15 protein-coding genes are annotated in these 15,268 nt (G+C 64.3%); 11 read left to right on the top strand and 4 right to left on the bottom strand.

The window, feature by feature from the left end:
* Positions 1-333: 333 nt before the first annotated feature.
* From NKJ08_RS28680 to NKJ08_RS28670, 3 genes are read left to right on the top strand one after another with little or no spacing between them, the layout of a single operon-like run.
* The gene (locus NKJ08_RS28680) at positions 334-981 is read left to right on the top strand and encodes a cysteine hydrolase family protein (protein WP_352525357.1); all 648 of its coding nucleotides are present in this window, start codon (positions 334-336) and stop codon (positions 979-981) included.
* Positions 978-2,297 (top strand): type I glutamate--ammonia ligase, encoded by a 1,320-nt coding sequence (locus NKJ08_RS28675; RefSeq protein WP_352525359.1) that lies wholly within the window; start codon positions 978-980, stop codon positions 2,295-2,297. The genes NKJ08_RS28680 and NKJ08_RS28675 overlap by 4 nt, the downstream gene beginning before the upstream one ends.
* Complete coding sequence (locus NKJ08_RS28670) at positions 2,297-3,076, top strand: N-formylglutamate amidohydrolase (protein WP_352525361.1); 780 nt, start codon at positions 2,297-2,299, stop codon at positions 3,074-3,076. Before NKJ08_RS28675 ends, NKJ08_RS28670 begins: the two co-directional genes overlap by 1 nt.
* Before the next feature lie 64 nt (positions 3,077-3,140).
* Here the strand turns inward: NKJ08_RS28670 and NKJ08_RS28665 are convergent, their stop codons facing one another.
* A complete protein-coding gene (locus NKJ08_RS28665; protein WP_352784508.1) occupies positions 3,141-3,923 on the bottom strand; it encodes a hypothetical protein in 783 nt (260 codons plus the stop codon).
* A 150-nt stretch (positions 3,924-4,073) separates the two neighbouring features.
* On the opposite strand from NKJ08_RS28665, the gene NKJ08_RS28660 reads away from it, so the two are divergent.
* The 7 genes from NKJ08_RS28660 to NKJ08_RS28630 are packed head-to-tail and all read left to right on the top strand — an operon-like array spanning position 4,074 to position 10,395.
* Positions 4,074-4,700, top strand: a complete 627-nt coding sequence (locus NKJ08_RS28660; RefSeq protein ID WP_352525365.1) for a DUF4129 domain-containing protein — start codon at positions 4,074-4,076, stop codon at positions 4,698-4,700.
* Positions 4,697-5,896, top strand: coding sequence for a DUF4350 domain-containing protein (locus NKJ08_RS28655; RefSeq protein ID WP_352784506.1), 1,200 nt, complete (start codon positions 4,697-4,699; stop codon positions 5,894-5,896). The genes NKJ08_RS28660 and NKJ08_RS28655 overlap by 4 nt, the downstream gene beginning before the upstream one ends.
* Positions 5,883-6,839, top strand: a complete 957-nt coding sequence (locus NKJ08_RS28650; protein ID WP_352784504.1) for an AAA family ATPase — start codon at positions 5,883-5,885, stop codon at positions 6,837-6,839. The genes NKJ08_RS28655 and NKJ08_RS28650 overlap by 14 nt, the downstream gene beginning before the upstream one ends.
* Positions 6,840-6,883: 44 nt before the next feature.
* Positions 6,884-8,146, top strand: a complete 1,263-nt coding sequence (locus tag NKJ08_RS28645) for a DUF58 domain-containing protein (RefSeq protein WP_352525368.1) — start codon at positions 6,884-6,886, stop codon at positions 8,144-8,146.
* Positions 8,143-9,174, top strand: a complete 1,032-nt coding sequence (locus NKJ08_RS28640; RefSeq protein WP_352525370.1) for a stage II sporulation protein M — start codon at positions 8,143-8,145, stop codon at positions 9,172-9,174. Before NKJ08_RS28645 ends, NKJ08_RS28640 begins: the two co-directional genes overlap by 4 nt.
* Positions 9,161-10,027 carry an RDD family protein gene (locus tag NKJ08_RS28635; RefSeq protein WP_352525372.1) on the top strand — a complete coding sequence of 289 codons (867 nt, stop codon included), beginning with the start codon at positions 9,161-9,163 and terminating at the stop codon, positions 10,025-10,027. The genes NKJ08_RS28640 and NKJ08_RS28635 overlap by 14 nt, the downstream gene beginning before the upstream one ends.
* 17 nt (positions 10,028-10,044) lie before the next feature.
* Complete coding sequence (locus NKJ08_RS28630) at positions 10,045-10,395, top strand: hypothetical protein (RefSeq protein ID WP_352525374.1); 351 nt, start codon at positions 10,045-10,047, stop codon at positions 10,393-10,395.
* A gap of 40 nt (positions 10,396-10,435) precedes the next feature.
* Here the strand turns inward: NKJ08_RS28630 and NKJ08_RS28625 are convergent, their stop codons facing one another.
* Positions 10,436-11,122: a D-lyxose/D-mannose family sugar isomerase gene (locus NKJ08_RS28625; protein ID WP_352525376.1), complete on the bottom strand. Its 687-nt coding sequence runs from the start codon at positions 11,120-11,122 to the stop codon at positions 10,436-10,438.
* A 145-nt stretch (positions 11,123-11,267) separates the two neighbouring features.
* On the opposite strand from NKJ08_RS28625, the gene NKJ08_RS28620 reads away from it, so the two are divergent.
* Positions 11,268-12,326, top strand: a complete 1,059-nt coding sequence (locus tag NKJ08_RS28620; protein ID WP_352525378.1) for a D-TA family PLP-dependent enzyme — start codon at positions 11,268-11,270, stop codon at positions 12,324-12,326.
* A 13-nt stretch (positions 12,327-12,339) separates the two neighbouring features.
* Here NKJ08_RS28620 and NKJ08_RS28615 read toward each other — a convergent pair whose 3' ends face one another.
* Complete coding sequence (locus NKJ08_RS28615; protein WP_352525380.1) at positions 12,340-13,095, bottom strand: heme ABC transporter permease; 756 nt, start codon at positions 13,093-13,095, stop codon at positions 12,340-12,342.
* A 270-nt stretch (positions 13,096-13,365) separates the two neighbouring features.
* On the bottom strand, positions 13,366-15,135 hold the full coding sequence (locus tag NKJ08_RS28610; protein WP_352784499.1) for a glucan ABC transporter ATP-binding protein/ permease: 1,770 nt from the start codon (positions 15,133-15,135) through the stop codon (positions 13,366-13,368).
* Between the last annotated feature and the right edge of the window lie 133 nt (positions 15,136-15,268).

Below are 15,268 nucleotides of genomic sequence, written 5' to 3'. Positions count from 1 at the left end.
GCACCTCATATCCGCCGTACAAGTGCCTCGACCGCCGATCGGATCGGCGGGCTGCAGCTTATGTCAAAGGCCATTGTCAGCAATCATGAGAGTGGCGCAACGGCGAGGCGCGCGCAAGCGAGTTCACGGAAGGGCGACAGTAGACCTGGAAGGCGCGGCGTCATTTACAAAAAAGGCATTTCTCTCTTGTCCACAGCAAAGAAACGATTACTGCGCTCCAGATTCTGCGCAATATCGATGCCGTGATCTCGCGGTGCGGAGGACAACGACGCAGGCAAAATGTCCGGAACCCCAATCGGCCTCACCCAAATCACCAACACAGGACCCCCAAGCATGACGCCAGCGTTGCCAAAACGAAACGAGCCGTTCCGGGCCGGCGAAACCGCGCTGCTGCTGGTCGACATGCAACGGGTCTGGCTGGAGCCCGGCGCCGATCCGGCGCATCCGGAGCGCGGCCCCGACCACTATTTCTACCGGCAGACGGCATCGCAAACGATCCCCAGCCAACAGCGCCTGCTGGCGGCGGCGCGGGCCAACGGCGTCGAGGTGATCCACACGATCATCCAGAGCCTGACCGAGGACGGCCGCGACCGCTCGCTCGACCACAAGCTGACGCCGATCCATATCGCGCCGAGCCGGCCGGAAGGCCTGCCGGTGCCATCGCTGGCGCCGGTCGGCGACGAGATCATGCTGCCGAAGACGTCGTCGGGCGTCTTCAACTCGACCAACATCGACTATGTCTTGAAGAACCTCGGCGTGCGCTACCTGATCGTCGCTGGCATCATGACCGACCAGTGCGTCGACATGGCGGTGCGCGATGCCGCTGATCGCGGCTATCTCGTCACCTGCGTATCGGATGCCTGCGCCGCCGCCTCGCAGGAGCGCCATGATGGCGCGCTCGAGGCCTTCGGCGGCTATTGCTGGGTCGCAGATACCGCCATCGTTACTGCCCGTTTCGAAGCCTTGGGAAAAGCTGCATGACATCGACCGTCGAACCGCTCGTTGCCGTCGTCACCACCGATCTTTCGGCGATCACGCGCGGCCGCTCGGTCGTCGAAAGCAGGCTGCAGAAGATCGCGGCGACCGGCGTCGGCTGGCTGCAGGCCAACCTGTCGCTGACGCCGTTCAACTCGATCGTCGACCCCAATCCGTGGGGTTCGTCCGGCGACGTGCGGCTCATTCCCGATCTCAACGCGCGGTTTCGCACGGCGCTGACCGGATCGGCGACGCCGTTCGACATGGTCGCCGGCAACATTGTCGAACTCGACGGCAGCCCGTGGGTCGGCTGCACGCGGACCATGCTCAGGGGTGCGCTGGCGGAACTGAAGGCAGCAGCCGGGCTTTCCGTTATCGCCGCCTTCGAGCATGAATTCCATATCGAGGCCGACTTCGCACCGGCTCATTCGATGTCGTTCGCCGCACTGCGTCGCGCCGACCCGTTTGCCGCCAATCTGATGGCGGCGCTGGAGGAAGCCGGCGTCGCGCCCGAAGTGGTGATCGCCGAATTCGGCACCGACCAATTCGAGGTGACGTGCGAGCCAGCCGATGCACTTGCCGCGGCCGATCGGGCCGTCGCCATCCGCGAGATCACGCGCGAAGTGGCGCGCACTGCCGGCTGGCGGGCGAGTTTCGCGCCCAAAACCGCTCCCGATGCCGTCGGCAACGGCGTCCACATCCATTTCAGTTTCGTCGACGAGGCCGGCAAACCGGCGACCTACGATCCGGCACAGCCGGGCGGTCTTTCCAGCCAGGCCGCTTCGTTCTGTGCCGGCGTGCTACGCCACTTGCCCGCGATTACTGCCATGACGGCGGCGAGTGTGTCGTCCTACTATCGGCTGAAGCCGCATAGCTGGAGCTCGTCCTATACCTGGCTTGCCGATCGCGACCGCGAGGCCAGCCTGCGCATCTGCCCGACCGTGACGATCGGCGGGCGCGATCCGGCGCGACAATACAACATCGAATACCGGGCCGCCGACGCCACCGGCAATCCCTACCTGTCGCTGGCGGCCATCGTGCGCGCCGGGATGGAGGGCCTGAAGGCCAAGCTGCCGGCGCCGCCGCTGGTCACCGGCGACCCGACGCAGATGAGCGCCGCCGAACGCAACAAGCTTGGCCTCGTGCGGCTGCCGGAAACGCTGCCGGCGGCACTCGACGCACTCCTCGCCGACAAGACCGTCACCGGATGGTTCGCACCGGTCTTCGTCGAGACCTTTGTCGGCCTCAAGCGGCACGAGATCGAGCGCCTCGCCGGCCTGGATCCAGTGGCTGTCTGCGACCTCTACCGGACGCTCTATTGATGGCTGCACAGGTTGCCAGCGCCATTCAGCCTAAAGGTTGGCCTCCGGTGGTCGAAGCGATCAACGAAACGGGTCGTTCCGATATCGTTCTGATATGCGAGCACGCGTCCAATCACATACCGGCCAAGTATGGGCGACTCGGCCTCGACAGCAGCCATTCGCATCGCCATATCGCCTGGGACATCGGCGCCGCCGAAGTGACCCGCACTCTGTCGAAGCTGCTCGATGCTCCGGCTTTCCTCAGCTCCTATTCGCGGCTTTTGATCGATCTCAACCGGCCGCTTGGTTCCAGCGGCAGCATTCCGGTGCTGTCGGAGGACACTGACATCCCCGGCAATATCGACCTTGATGCGGCGGAGCGGAGCCGGCGCGCCGAGATCATGTTCGCACCGTTTCATGACCGCGTGGCCGCTCATCTCGACGACCGGGCGAAGAAGGGCAGACCGACGCGGATCGCGACGATCCATTCCTTCACGCCGGTCTTCCTCGGTGTTAGCAGGTCCTGGCACGCCGGCGTGCTTTACGATCGGGCAATCGATTTCGGCCAGGCCGTGCTTGCCGGCCTGAGCACCGACCGTGCGCTCAATGTCGCGGCGAACGAGCCTTATGTGATCAGCCGCGATGGCGACTACGCCATACCGATCCATGGCGACGATCGCGGCATTCCCGCCATCCTCATCGAGATCAGGCAGGACCTGTTGGCGAGCCGCACCGGCATCGAGGAATGGGCGAAGCGTCTGGCCGCAGCGTTGCCGGCGCAGCAGACAAAGGCTTCGTGAACAAGCTCGGCTACGTGAGCGCAACGCGAGAGCCCAGCCGTCGGTGAAAAGCCTCCACCCGACCTCAGGAAAAGATTTGCGACAGTTCTTCGACGCTGGTGCCTTCCTTGACCTGCCGCAGCTCGACATAGCTAACAGCCGTGGCCACCGACAGCACCATCGACAGTACGGTCGACACCAAGGCTGCCGCCACATCTGCAATGATCCCGCCAAACATGATGATGACCGCCAGCATTACCCACTGGATGACCATCGCGATGACTATCAGGATCAAGAACAGGCCAAATAGCGGCCAGCGGTTGCCCTTGGTCAGGACACGGCTGCGCGACATCGAACCGAACACGCCAAGCCGCTCCTGGATCAGAACCGGCACCGCCACGCACCATCCGAGCCATAAGATGATGCCGGGAACCAGCAAAGCTATCGACGCCAAGCCCGCACCCAGGGCGACGAGGAGGCCAATACCAAGGGTCGTCAGCAAATTGCGGATGGCTATCTGAATGCAGTCGCCAAAGGTCGGCCGCTTGCCGTTCAAGTCCTCGATCGTCGCCCGGACCAGCGCCGACTGGAGCAGCAGCGCGAAAACGAACGATAGCAATCCCGCAATAATCGTAATCCATGAATTCCGAAACATCATCGAGGGATCGGCCGCGGCGCCGGGGTCGCCCTGCAGAACCGCATCTATTTGCGGTTGGCTCCACAGCCGAAGAACAATCGCCGGCAAGCCTGAAAACAGCAGCGCGAGCCCAAGGCACAAGCCGATGTTGCGGCCGATCACGGCGAAGCTGTTGTTGAACACCCTGCCGATCTCGAATTTCTCAGGCCGTTCCAGTGTCGTTGAAGCCATGATTTCCCCCCGTGTTTCGCCGTAGCAGTATCACGGCGCCCTAATAGTAGTTCTGCCAAGATTAACGGTGGGCGTCCAGCCCACTTGCAATTCTTGTGCTGCATTGTCAGTGTCGGCTGGGAACCACAGGTTGCAGGGGAGCGGGTGGCGGTGGCACAGCCAGGCACAGCGGAAGCCGAATGGCTGACCAATCTGCACAAGCAGCTGATCGCGGATAGTTCGATCCAGTTCGATCTGCCGGCCTATGTGCCGCCCCGGCCGCCGGACTGGCTGAAGCCGCTGCTCGACCTTTTGTCGTGGCTCGGTCCTTACATGATCTATCTGTTCTGGGGCGCCGTGATATCAGGCGTCGCCATCATCCTGCTCCTGGTCTTCCTCGAGGTGAAAGGCATCGCCTGGCGCCTGCCGTGGCAGCGCGCGCGGCCCGAGGTCGAGGCCGAAGAGACCTGGCGTCCCGACGCCGGCGCCGCGCAGATCCTGCTGTCGGAAGCCGATGCGCTGGCGGCGCGCGGCGACTATGACGAAGCAGTTCACCTGCTGCTTCGGCGCAGCGTCGCCGATATTGCCGGCCGGCTGCCCGATTTCCTGCGCCCGTCGCTTACCGCGCGCGACATCGCCAGTGCCCCTTCCCTGCCGGCACGGGCGCGCAGCGCTTTTACCGAGATCGCCCGCATCGTCGAAGCCGCGCTGTTCGCGCGCCGGCCGGTCGGCGCGGAAGGCTGGCGGCAAGCACGCGGCGCCTATGAACGTTTTGCCTTCCGGGATGCCTGGACGTGAGCGCACCGGCGGTCGAGGCGCAGGAGCCGTTCAATCGAAAAACGCTGTTTTGGGGGATTTTCGCCAGCCTGCTTGCGGCAGCCGGTTTCTTCCTGCTGTCCACCTATGCCCCCGATTTCCCGCATCCCGGTAATGGCGGCGCCACGCCGCTGTCGAAAAGCGGCGTTGGCTACGCCGGTCTGGCGGAGTGGCTGCGGCTCACCGGCGAAGCGCCGGCCATGGCGCGGACCGAGGACGATCTCGGCACCGACATGCTGCTGATCGTCACCATCTCGCCCGACAGCGATCCGGAGGCGCTCGACCACATCGTAAAACTTCGCCAGGACCAGGACACCCTCTTCGTGCTGCCCAAATGGCAGATCCTGCCGCTGCAGGAGCACGAAGGATGGAACATGAAATTCGGGCGATTGCCCGGTTCGGTGGTGAACGAATGGCTTGGTCGGATCGCCGATGCAAAGATCGGTGCCGGCCAGAGTACGGCAAAGCAGCTCGACATCGAGGGCCGGCTCGTCAACGCCCCGGACGAATTGCAGTGGGTACCGGACGAACACCCGGTCATTGCAGCCGGGAAAGGCCAGGCCGTCCTGACCCAAGTGGGGAACAAGCAGTTCTATATCCTGACGGACCCCGATCTGATCAACAATGCCGCGCTCGGGGATCCCGACAAGGCGGCGGCCGCGCTCGATCTGATCTCGTGGCTGCAGCCCGACGACGGGCCGGTGATGTTCGATCTGACGCTGCACGGCGCGGGGCGGAAGTACGATCTGGCCAAGCTTCTGGTCGAGCCGCCGTTCCTGGCGCTGACATTGACGATCCTGATCGCTGCGGCGCTGGCGTTCCTGCATGGCCTTGGCCGGTTCGGCCCGCCGCGTGCCGATCAGCGCGCGATTGCTTTCGGCAAACGTGCGCTGGTCGATACGACGGCGATGCTCATGCGGCGCGCCGGCCGGCTGGACGAGCTGGGCGACCGCTATGCGGCCTTGATGCGGGTGCGCGCCGGCGCACTGCTCGGGGCACCGCAAGGATTGCAAGGCAAAGCGCTCGACCACTGGCTCGACTCTCGCGATAAGGAGCAAGTCGACGGATTTACGACGCGCTCGCAAGCCGCAGGCGAGGCGAAGAATTTGAACCAGATGCAACAGGCGGCAGAGCGGCTGCACGACTGGACGGCAAGGAGGCTCGGTGAACGTCGATGATGTGAAGGCCCTGGCGACACGGATCAGGGGAGAAGTGGCCAAGGCGATTACCGGGCAGCACGATACGGTCGACCTGATGCTGATCGCCTTGTTTGCGGGCGGGCATATCCTGCTGGAAGGTCCTCCGGGCACGGCCAAGACAATGACCGCGCGCTGCTTCGCCCAGGCCCTCGGGGTGGCCTACGGGCGGATCCAGTTCACCCCGGACCTGATGCCCGGCGATATCGTCGGCTCGAACATCTACAACTTCCAGACCGGACAGTTCACGCTGACGCGCGGCCCGATCTTCTGCGATCTCCTGCTTGCCGACGAAATCAACCGCACGCCGCCCAAGACGCAAGCCGCATTGCTCGAGGCGATGCAGGAACATGCGGTTACGTTCGACGGTACCACGCATTCGCTCGGCCGCAATTTCATGGTCGTCGCGACCCAGAATCCGATCGAGCACCAGGGTGTCTATCCGCTGCCCGAGGCGCAGCTCGACCGCTTCCTGTTCAAGCACCGCGTCAGCTATCCCGGCCCCGAGGAAGAACGCGCCATCATCGTCCATCACGGCGGCGGCTCCGCCTCAGATGACATCGCGCAATACGGCATCAAGGCACAGACGGACCGGGAGATGCTGCAGGAGGCACTTGCAACCGTCGGCTCCGTCACCCTTGTCGACGACGTCGTCGGCTACATTGCGGCCCTGGTACGCGCCACGCGTGAAAATGCCGATCTGGAAGTCGGGGCCAGTCCACGCGCCGGTGCCATGCTGGCACGGGCGGCGCGTGCCCGGGCGGCGCTGGACGGGCGCGCCTATGTGATCCCCGACGACGTCAAGGCACTGGCGGTGCCGGCGCTGCGCCATCGCGTCATCCTTTCGCCTGCCGCACAGATCGATGGCCGTCGGGGCGAGCAGAGCGTCTCCGATCTGGTCGACCAGACGGAAGCACCACGTTGATCTATCCCAGCGGCCGAGCCGTATGGGCAGCCGCTGCCGGCGCAGTGCCGGCCTTCCTGGTCGCGCTGGCACTGCCGTCGTTCTGGTATCTTGGATTGCTGTGGGGTTGCCTGCTGCTTGCCTTCCTGGCGGTGGATGCCGCGGCGGGACGCGGGCGGGCATCGCTGAATGCCAGCATCGACGCGCCACAGCAGGTCGGGGTCGGCGGGCAGTTCAGCGCGCACGTCGCCGCCCGTTACTCAGGCCGGCCGCGCGCAATGGAGGCTCGCGTCGGGCACGATGCGCGCCTGGCGTCGGTGGGCGACAGCGGCGGGGCATTGCTGGCAACCGCCGGAGGCGGGTCGCTCGACCTCCGCTTCCAGGCGCTGCGGCGCGGCGTCGCCAGCTTCGACCGTCTTTGGCTGCGCTGGCGCGGGCCGTTCGGGCTGGTCTGGAACCAGGTCGTGCTGCCGGTGGAAAGCAAGGTAGCGGTGCTGCCCGACGTCAGCAGCGCCCGCGGCGAGGCGATCGCGCTGCTGCAGTATGCGGCCCTCGCCGAAGGCCATGCGCAGCGCCGCGCCGGTCAAGGCCGGGAGTTCGACGCGCTCAAGGATTACCAGCCCGGCATGGGCCGGCGAATGATCGACTGGAAGCGCAGCGCCCGCCACGGCAAGCTCCTGGCGCGCGAGTTCCGCATCGAGGAGAACAACAACATCGTGCTGGCCATCGATAGCGGACGCCTGATGTGCGAGCCGGTCGACGGGGTGCCGAAGGTGGACCGGGCGGTGACGGCCGCCTTGCTGTCGGCATTCATCGCGCTGAAGGGCGGCGACATGGTCAGCCTGTTCGGCTTCGATGCCCGGCCGCGCGTTTCGAGCGGCGCGGTGCGCGGCTCCGCCAGCTTTGCGATGATCCAGAAACGGGCCGCCGAGATCGACTATTCCAGCGAGGAGACCAATTTCACCCTGGCGCTGACGACGCTCGCGGCACGGCTCGACCGCCGTTCGCTGGTCATCATCTTCACCGATTTCGTCGATCCGATCAGCGCGGAATTGATGCTGCGGACCGTGGGCCGGCTCACCGAACGGCATCTGGTGCTGTTCATGATGATGAAGGACACCGAAGTGGAGGGCCTGGCCGACATGCCGCCACGCTCCGGCGAGGATGTTGCCCGCGCGGTCGTCGCCGGAGGGCTTTTGCGCGAAAGGCAGGTCGTCATCGGCCGGCTGCGGCTGCTTGGGGCGCATGTGATCGAAGCCGACCACAACCGGCTGGGCCCTGCGCTGGTCGAGCGTTACCTGCAATTCAAGCAGGAGGATTTGCTGTGACGGCGCCAGGACCCGGCAATGCTGTACGCGGCGACGCGGTACGCCAGTCGCTGGCCAGCTTCCGCCGGGAGCGCGAGGCCGACTGGAAAGCATTCGAGGCGCTGCTCGCGCGTGTCGAGAAGCGCGCGCCGCGGACGCTTTCCGAAGAGGAGCTGCTGTCGCTGCCGCTGCTCTATCGATCGGCATTATCTTCCCTTTCGGTGGCACGGGCGACGTCGCTCGACAACGCGCTGATCGGCTATCTCGAAGCGCTGTCGCTGCGAGGTTATTTCTATCTCTACGGCGCGCGTCGCGGGTTGCGGCAGCGGATTGCCGATTTCTTCCTGCACGACTGGCCCGGGGCCATTCGCGATCTGTGGCGCGAGACATTGGCGTCGGTCGTGCTGATGGTGATCGGCGTTGGTGCAGGCGCCTGGCTGGTGGCATCCGACAAGAGCTGGTTCGACGCGATCATCCCGTCCAGCCTGGCGGGGGGCCGCGGCCCCGATGCCTCGGCCGAACTGCTGCGCAGCATGCTTTATGATGGCGACAACGGCTTTCTCTCAGGCTTTGCCGCCTATCTGTTCACGCACAACGTCCAGGTCGCAATCCTGGCCTTCGCCCTTGGCTTTGCCTTCGCCGTGCCGACGGTACTGCTGATGCTGTTCAACGGCTGCATGATCGGCGCGTTGTTCGAAGTGTACTGGTCCAAGGGACTTGGCATGGAGCTCGGCGGGTGGCTGGCCATCCACGGCACTACCGAATTGTTCGCGATCGCTTTGGCCGGCGCGGCCGGGATGCGCATCGGCACCAGCATCGCCTTTCCCGGCGAATTGACACGCATGGCGGCAGCGGCTCGTGCCGGACGCATCGCCGCGAACGCCATGGTCGGCGTCTCGGTCATGCTGCTGTTTGCCGGGCTGCTCGAGGGCATCGGCAGGCAGACCATCACCAGCGACGTTACGCGCTATGCCATTGGCGGTGGCATGCTGGCGCTGTGGATCGGTTATTTCTATTTGTTCCGGGCGGTGCGGCATGGCGATCGTTAGACGCGCCGCCTTTGCGGCTATACGGCCGCTGATCACGCCCGAAGGCGTCGACCTTCGGATTAGGCTCGCCGACGCCGGCACGCGGGCTGCCGCCTTCCTCCTCGACGTCGTGTTCATCGCCGTGGCTGCAATCGTGATCACGATCGTCGCGCTGTTTGGGGTTGGAGGCCTTGGCAGCGAGGGATTTCAGCCACTCTTCGTCGTCTGGATTATCCTGATCTTCTTTCTGCGCAATGCCTACTTCATCATCTTCGAAGCGGGCCGGCGCGCGTCTACGCCCGGCAAGCGGATCGTCGGCATCCGGGTCGCGTCACGTAGCGGAGACGGCCTGTCGATCGACCAGGTCATCGCCCGCAACCTGATGCGCGAGATCGAGGTGTTCCTGCCGCTGTCGATCATCGTTGGACGCAGCGGGACCGACCTTGCCGACACGCTGACGACGGTGTTCGGCCTAGTGTGGACGCTGCTGTTTGCCTTGTTTCCGCTCTTCAATCGCGACCGCATGCGGATCGGCGACCTGTTGGCGGGGACCTGGGTGGTCGAGGCGCCGAAGCGCGCCTTGCTGGAAGATCTGTCGGCCCGGCAGGATGCGGGCTCTGGCGCGTTCCGGTTCAGCCACGCCCAGCTCGATGCCTATGGAATTGCCGAACTCCACAAGCTGGAGGAGGTGCTGCGCCGCGACGACTATTTCGCACTGCGGACCGTTGCCGAAACGATCGGACGCAAGATCGGCGCAGCGCCACAAGCCCATGACGCGCGCACATTCCTGACGGCGTATTATGGGGAGCTACGAGCCCATCTCGAGCGCAAGCTGCTGCTGGGCAACCGCAGGGCCGACAAGCATGCGCGGTAGACCGGAGGAGGGACGAGATGCAGGTCAAAATTAGCGCGACTGAGGAATCCAGGATAGATCGCGCAATTCAGGCGGCGGTCTCTGGGTCTTGGGAAGAATTCAGCAGCCTCACCGACACTCCCTTTCCAAACGACGAATCGATGCGAGAGCAATTCGACGATTCCTTCCCCCGACTTCAGCAAGCGGGAGGAAATTGGAAACGAGAAATGGGCGTTGAGATCCTGGATGACGGAGCGCGCTTAATAATAGCGAGAATAGAAGCGCCGCCCACGGTGGATATCGTTTTTTCACTGCACAGCACGAGCGAATTCAGTGACAGCACAATCGACATTCGGACATTTTTTCAGCAGCTGAATTGGGACTCCTAGCTATCAGCTCCGGCATTTCCAACCAGCGCTACCTCCTGCCCTACCCCACCCACTTCTCGTAGTCGGATACCAGCAGGTGCAGCGGCGCTGTGTCCTCGTCGATGTCCGCGAAGCGGCCGATCGGTTCGCGGAAGACATTGTCGGTGAGATCGTCGTTGACGGTCGAGACCTCGCCGATCAGCACGTCCTTGCCCTCGGCCCAGAAGGCATGCCAGACGCCAGGCAGCAAAGTGACGCTCTGGCCCGGGTCGAGCTTCAGGAGCCCACCCGCAGGCAGCCTGTGGATCGTTCCGTCGACAGGCACCGATACTTCGGCCTTCGGATCGATGCCGCCATCGCGATCGTGCATGAACAGCTCCAGCACCAGCTTGCCGCCGCCACGGTTGATGATGTCTTCGGCCTTGATGTTGTGGCGGTGCATCGGCGACAGCTGATCCTTGCGCGAGATCATGATCTTCTCGGCATAGAGCATGCCCATGCCCTTCTTCATGTCCTCGTAGCGGCCGTTGCGGACGGTGAACAGGAAGAGGCCGAGATCGTTGAACTTGCCCTGGCCGTAATCGGTGATGTCCCAGCCAAGCCGCGAGGAAAAGATCGCCGACGAATCCTGCCGGCGCGCCTTCATATCTTCCGGGGTCCAGTAGGCGAAGGGCGGCATGATGTAGCCGAACGAACGAATGAAGGCGTCGGCGTCGCGGATGATATCGTTGATGGCGGAGCGTTTCATGGTCGTGGTTCCTTCCCGTCGCGTTCCAAACGCTAACCGCATAGCCGAACGCCCATCCGGTGTCGATGCAAACTGCGGTCGCTGGCCCCATGACATGCGGTCCGATCAGGGCCATAAGGTCAACCAATTTTCCGATGGTGGGACCATGCGCAGCATAGACGACCTCGATACGCCGGCGATCCTGATCGATACCGGCCGCGCCGAAGCCAATATCGCGCGGGCGCAGGCCCATGCCGACCGGCACGGGCTGAAGCTCAGGCCGCACATCAAGACCCACAAGCTGCCCTACTGGGCAAAAAAGCAGGTCGCGGCCGGCGCCGTCGGCATCACCTGCCAGAAGATCGGCGAAGCCGAGGTCATGGCCGACGCCGGGCTGACCGACATTTTTCTGCCCTACAACATTCTGGGCAGAGCCAAGCTCGAGCGCTTGCTGGCGCTGCACCGGCGGGTGGCCCTGTCGGTGACGGCTGACAGCATGGAAACGCTTAACGGGCTCGCCGCAACCTTCAGCGATCCCGGCCACCGCCTGCCGGTGCTGGTGGAATGCGACACCGGCAGGGGCCGCTGCGGTGTGCAATCGGCCGGCGAAGCTGTCGCGCTGGCCAGGGAGATCGACAAGGCCACGGGGCTCGTCTTCGGCGGCCTGATGACCTACCCGGCGGCGGGCCGCGCCGCCGAGACCGAAGCCTGGCTTTCCTTGGCGCGCGATGTCCTTGCGGAGACAGGCCTAGCCTGCGAGTGCATCTCCAGCGGTGGCACGCCGGATATTTGGCGCTCGGGTCAGGACAGCGTCGTTACCGAGTACCGGCCCGGCACCTACATCTATCTCGACCGCTATCAGGTCGCCAAAGGCGTCGGCAGCCTCGACGACTGCGCGCTGACGGTGCTGTCGACGGTGGTCAGCCACCCGACGCCGACACGCGCCATTCTCGACGCCGGCAGCAAGGCCCTGTCCAGCGACACGCTGGGGCTCGCCGACTTCGGCGAGCTGCTGGGCATTCCCGGCGCGAAGGTGACCGGCCTCAGCGAAGAGCATGGCAATGTCACGCTGTCAGGCGACGCCAAGCTTCGCATCGGCGAGCGCGTGCGCGTCGTGCCCGACCATTGCTGCGTCGTCACCAATCTGTTCGACGAGGTGCATCTGATCGAAGGCGACAGGGTGCTGGAAACGTTGGCGGTGGCAGCACGCGGGCGTATGGCCTGATCCCGTCGGTTGGCTACCGTTCGGCTTGCCTCGCCGCGACGCGGCGCATCGAAATGACCCGGCGGCGCCGGATCTCGGTGCGCATCGCCATCAGATGCAGCGCGAAGAACAATACGGTGAAGCCGACCGCCATCACCAGCAACGGCCACAACAGGCTTGGATCGATGGTCGGCCCGCCGAGCCGGAACACTGAAGCCGGCTGATGCAGCGTGTTCCACCAGTCGACCGAGAATTTGATGATCGGGATGTTGATGAAGCCGACCAGGGTGATGATTGCCGCAGCCCAGGCGGCGCGCCCGGCATCGTCGAGCGCGCGGGTCAGCGCGATAATGCCGAGATACATCAGGAACAGGATGAAGACCGAGGTCAGCCGCGCATCCCACACCCACCAGGTGCCCCACATCGGCTTACCCCAGATCGAACCGGTGATCAGCGCAAGGGCGGTGAAGACGGCGCCGATGGGTGCCGCCGATTTCAACGCCACGTCGGCCAGCGGATGGCGCCAGACCAGCGTGCCCAGCGCCGAGACCGCCATCAGCGTGTAGCACATCATGGCAAGCCAGGCGAAAGGCACGTGGATATACATGATGCGCACGGTGATGCCCTGCTGGAAATCCTCAGGCGCCGTGAAGCTCATATAGAGACCGACAGCGAGGATGATGGCGGCCACGCTCGCCAGCCACGGCACGACCTTGTCGGCCAGCCCGACGAACCGCGTCGGGTTGGCAAGGTCCATCCAGCCGGAGAGGCGTGAAGTCGTGTCGCTCATGCGGCCTTACATAGACCGCCGGCGGAGTTGCGGCAACCACAGCGCCGAGACGCGTCTCTCCTTCTCCCCTTGTGGGAGAAGGTGGATCGGCGCGTTAGCGCCGAGCCGGATGAGGGGTGCTGGACGGAGTGAGGCGCCATGACCCTATCTGCCGTGCGCCTGAATCTCGATTTTGGATGGAGGTTGACGTCAAGCTGGAGCACCCCTCATCCAACCGAGCTTCGCTCGGCCACCTTCTCCCACAAGGGGAGAAGGAGAACCGCGCCACGCTCAGGCGGCTTCGTTCACCGGACGGCTGAGGCGGCGAACCTCCTCGTCGTTGAGCAGGCCGCCGGCGCGCAGCAGGCTGGCGAAGCGGCCATTGCGCAGCGACAGTTCGGTGAACCCGCCCATCTCGACCACCCGGCCCTTGTCCATGAACACGACCAGATCGGCGTCGCGAACGGTGGTCAGGCGGTGGGCGATGATGAAGGTGGTGCGGCCGCGCCGCAACTCGTCGATGGCTTCCTTGACGCGGTCTTCCGTCTCGACATCGAGCGCGCTGGTCGCCTCGTCGAGAACCAGGATGGGCGCGTCCTTCAGCACGGCGCGGGCAATTGCGATGCGCTGACGCTCGCCGCCGGACAGCTGTCCGCCGCGCTCGCCGACGACCGTGTCGTAGCCCTCGCTCTTCGACAGGATGAAATCCTGCGCGGCGGCGGCGTTGGCCGCGGCATGGACCTCGTCATAGGTCGCCTCGGCACGGCCGACGCGGATGTTGTCCTCGATCGAGCGGTTGAGCAGGCCGGCATCCTGGAACACGGTGGCGATCGAATGGCGCAGCGACTTGCGGGTCACCGTGCGGGTATCGATGCCGTCGATCAGGATGCGTCCGCCGGACGGGGCAAAGACGCGCTGCAAAAGGTTGATGAGCGTCGTCTTGCCGGCGCCCGTCGGGCCGACGATAGCGACGGTCTGACCGGCCTGGACCTCGAACGACGCGTCGTCGACGCCCTGCCCGGAATTGCCGAACTCGAAGCAGACATTCTCGAAACGCACATGGCCGGTGACGTTGACGAGGTCGCGCAGCCCGTCGGGCTCGGCGGCATCGGAAGCGGAGTCTTCGAGATGATAGAATTCCTCGAGCTTGGCGCGTGCCTCGGAAATCTGGTTGGCGAAAGCCGACATCTGGTCGAGCCGGGCAATCAGCAGCGTGGCAAAGCCGGTAAAGGCTATGACGTCGCCGATGCGCAACTGGCCGTGCGTCACCAGGTAGGCGCCAATCAGAAGCACCACCATCATCGAAATCGTCGACGACAGGCGATGCAGCGCGTTGGCCATTGCCCACCAGTCGAGCACCGGATTCTGCACATCGAGCAGATTCTTGACGTAGCGCTTCAGCGCCTCGGTCTCGTGGCCGATGCGGTTATAGCTCTGCAGGACGGCGACGTTGCTGACCGAGTCGGTCACATGCGCAAACACCTTGTGGTAGTGACGCTCCACGGCCGCCTGGCCTTCCTTGGTGCGCCGCATCACCAGCCGTCCGATGCCGACATAGAGCGCGCCAAGCGCCAGCAGCACCATCGACATGCGGATATCCATGCTGAGCGCCGTGGGCACCAGCAGAACCAACGCGACCGCTGTCGACAGGTGCTGCCTCATGAATTCGAGCCAGAGGCTGAACAGGGTCTCGACCGCCCGCAGAAGCGTATGCAGGGAATTGGAGGTGCCGCGCTGATGATGCCAGGCAAGCGGCATGGTGATCACGCGCTCGAACGACTGGCAAAGAACCTCGCTGCGCCGCTGGTGGGCAAAGCGATCGGCGCCGCGCGCCACCAGAACGAAGGCGACGATATTGAAAGCGCCGATGCCGGCCCACATTGCGAGCGTCGAGAACACCGAGCCGCGGTCCGAAATGGCATCGATCACCCGGCCGAACATGATCGGCTCGAGGATGGCGATAATGGCAAGCGTGACATTCGCCCCGCAGATAAACGCAACGCGTTTCCTGTCGGCGGCGAGATAATCGAGCGCTCGCCAGTAGATTTGCAGAAGTGACACTTCAGCTACTCCGCCAATTATTTATGGTGCAGTGCGTCATTTTTTGACTCGTACCGGTTGACGCATCGCAAAACAATGCTCGTCTACCTCTTCCGTTCCCAATCCGCGAACAAAAGATGACGACGCTTCGAAA

This window comes from Mesorhizobium sp. M0244, from assembly GCF_040321795.1.
Lineage (GTDB): Bacteria > Pseudomonadota > Alphaproteobacteria > Rhizobiales > Rhizobiaceae > Mesorhizobium.
Note: the sequence above shows the minus strand (reverse complement) of the source record. Positions and strands in the feature narration are given on the sequence as shown.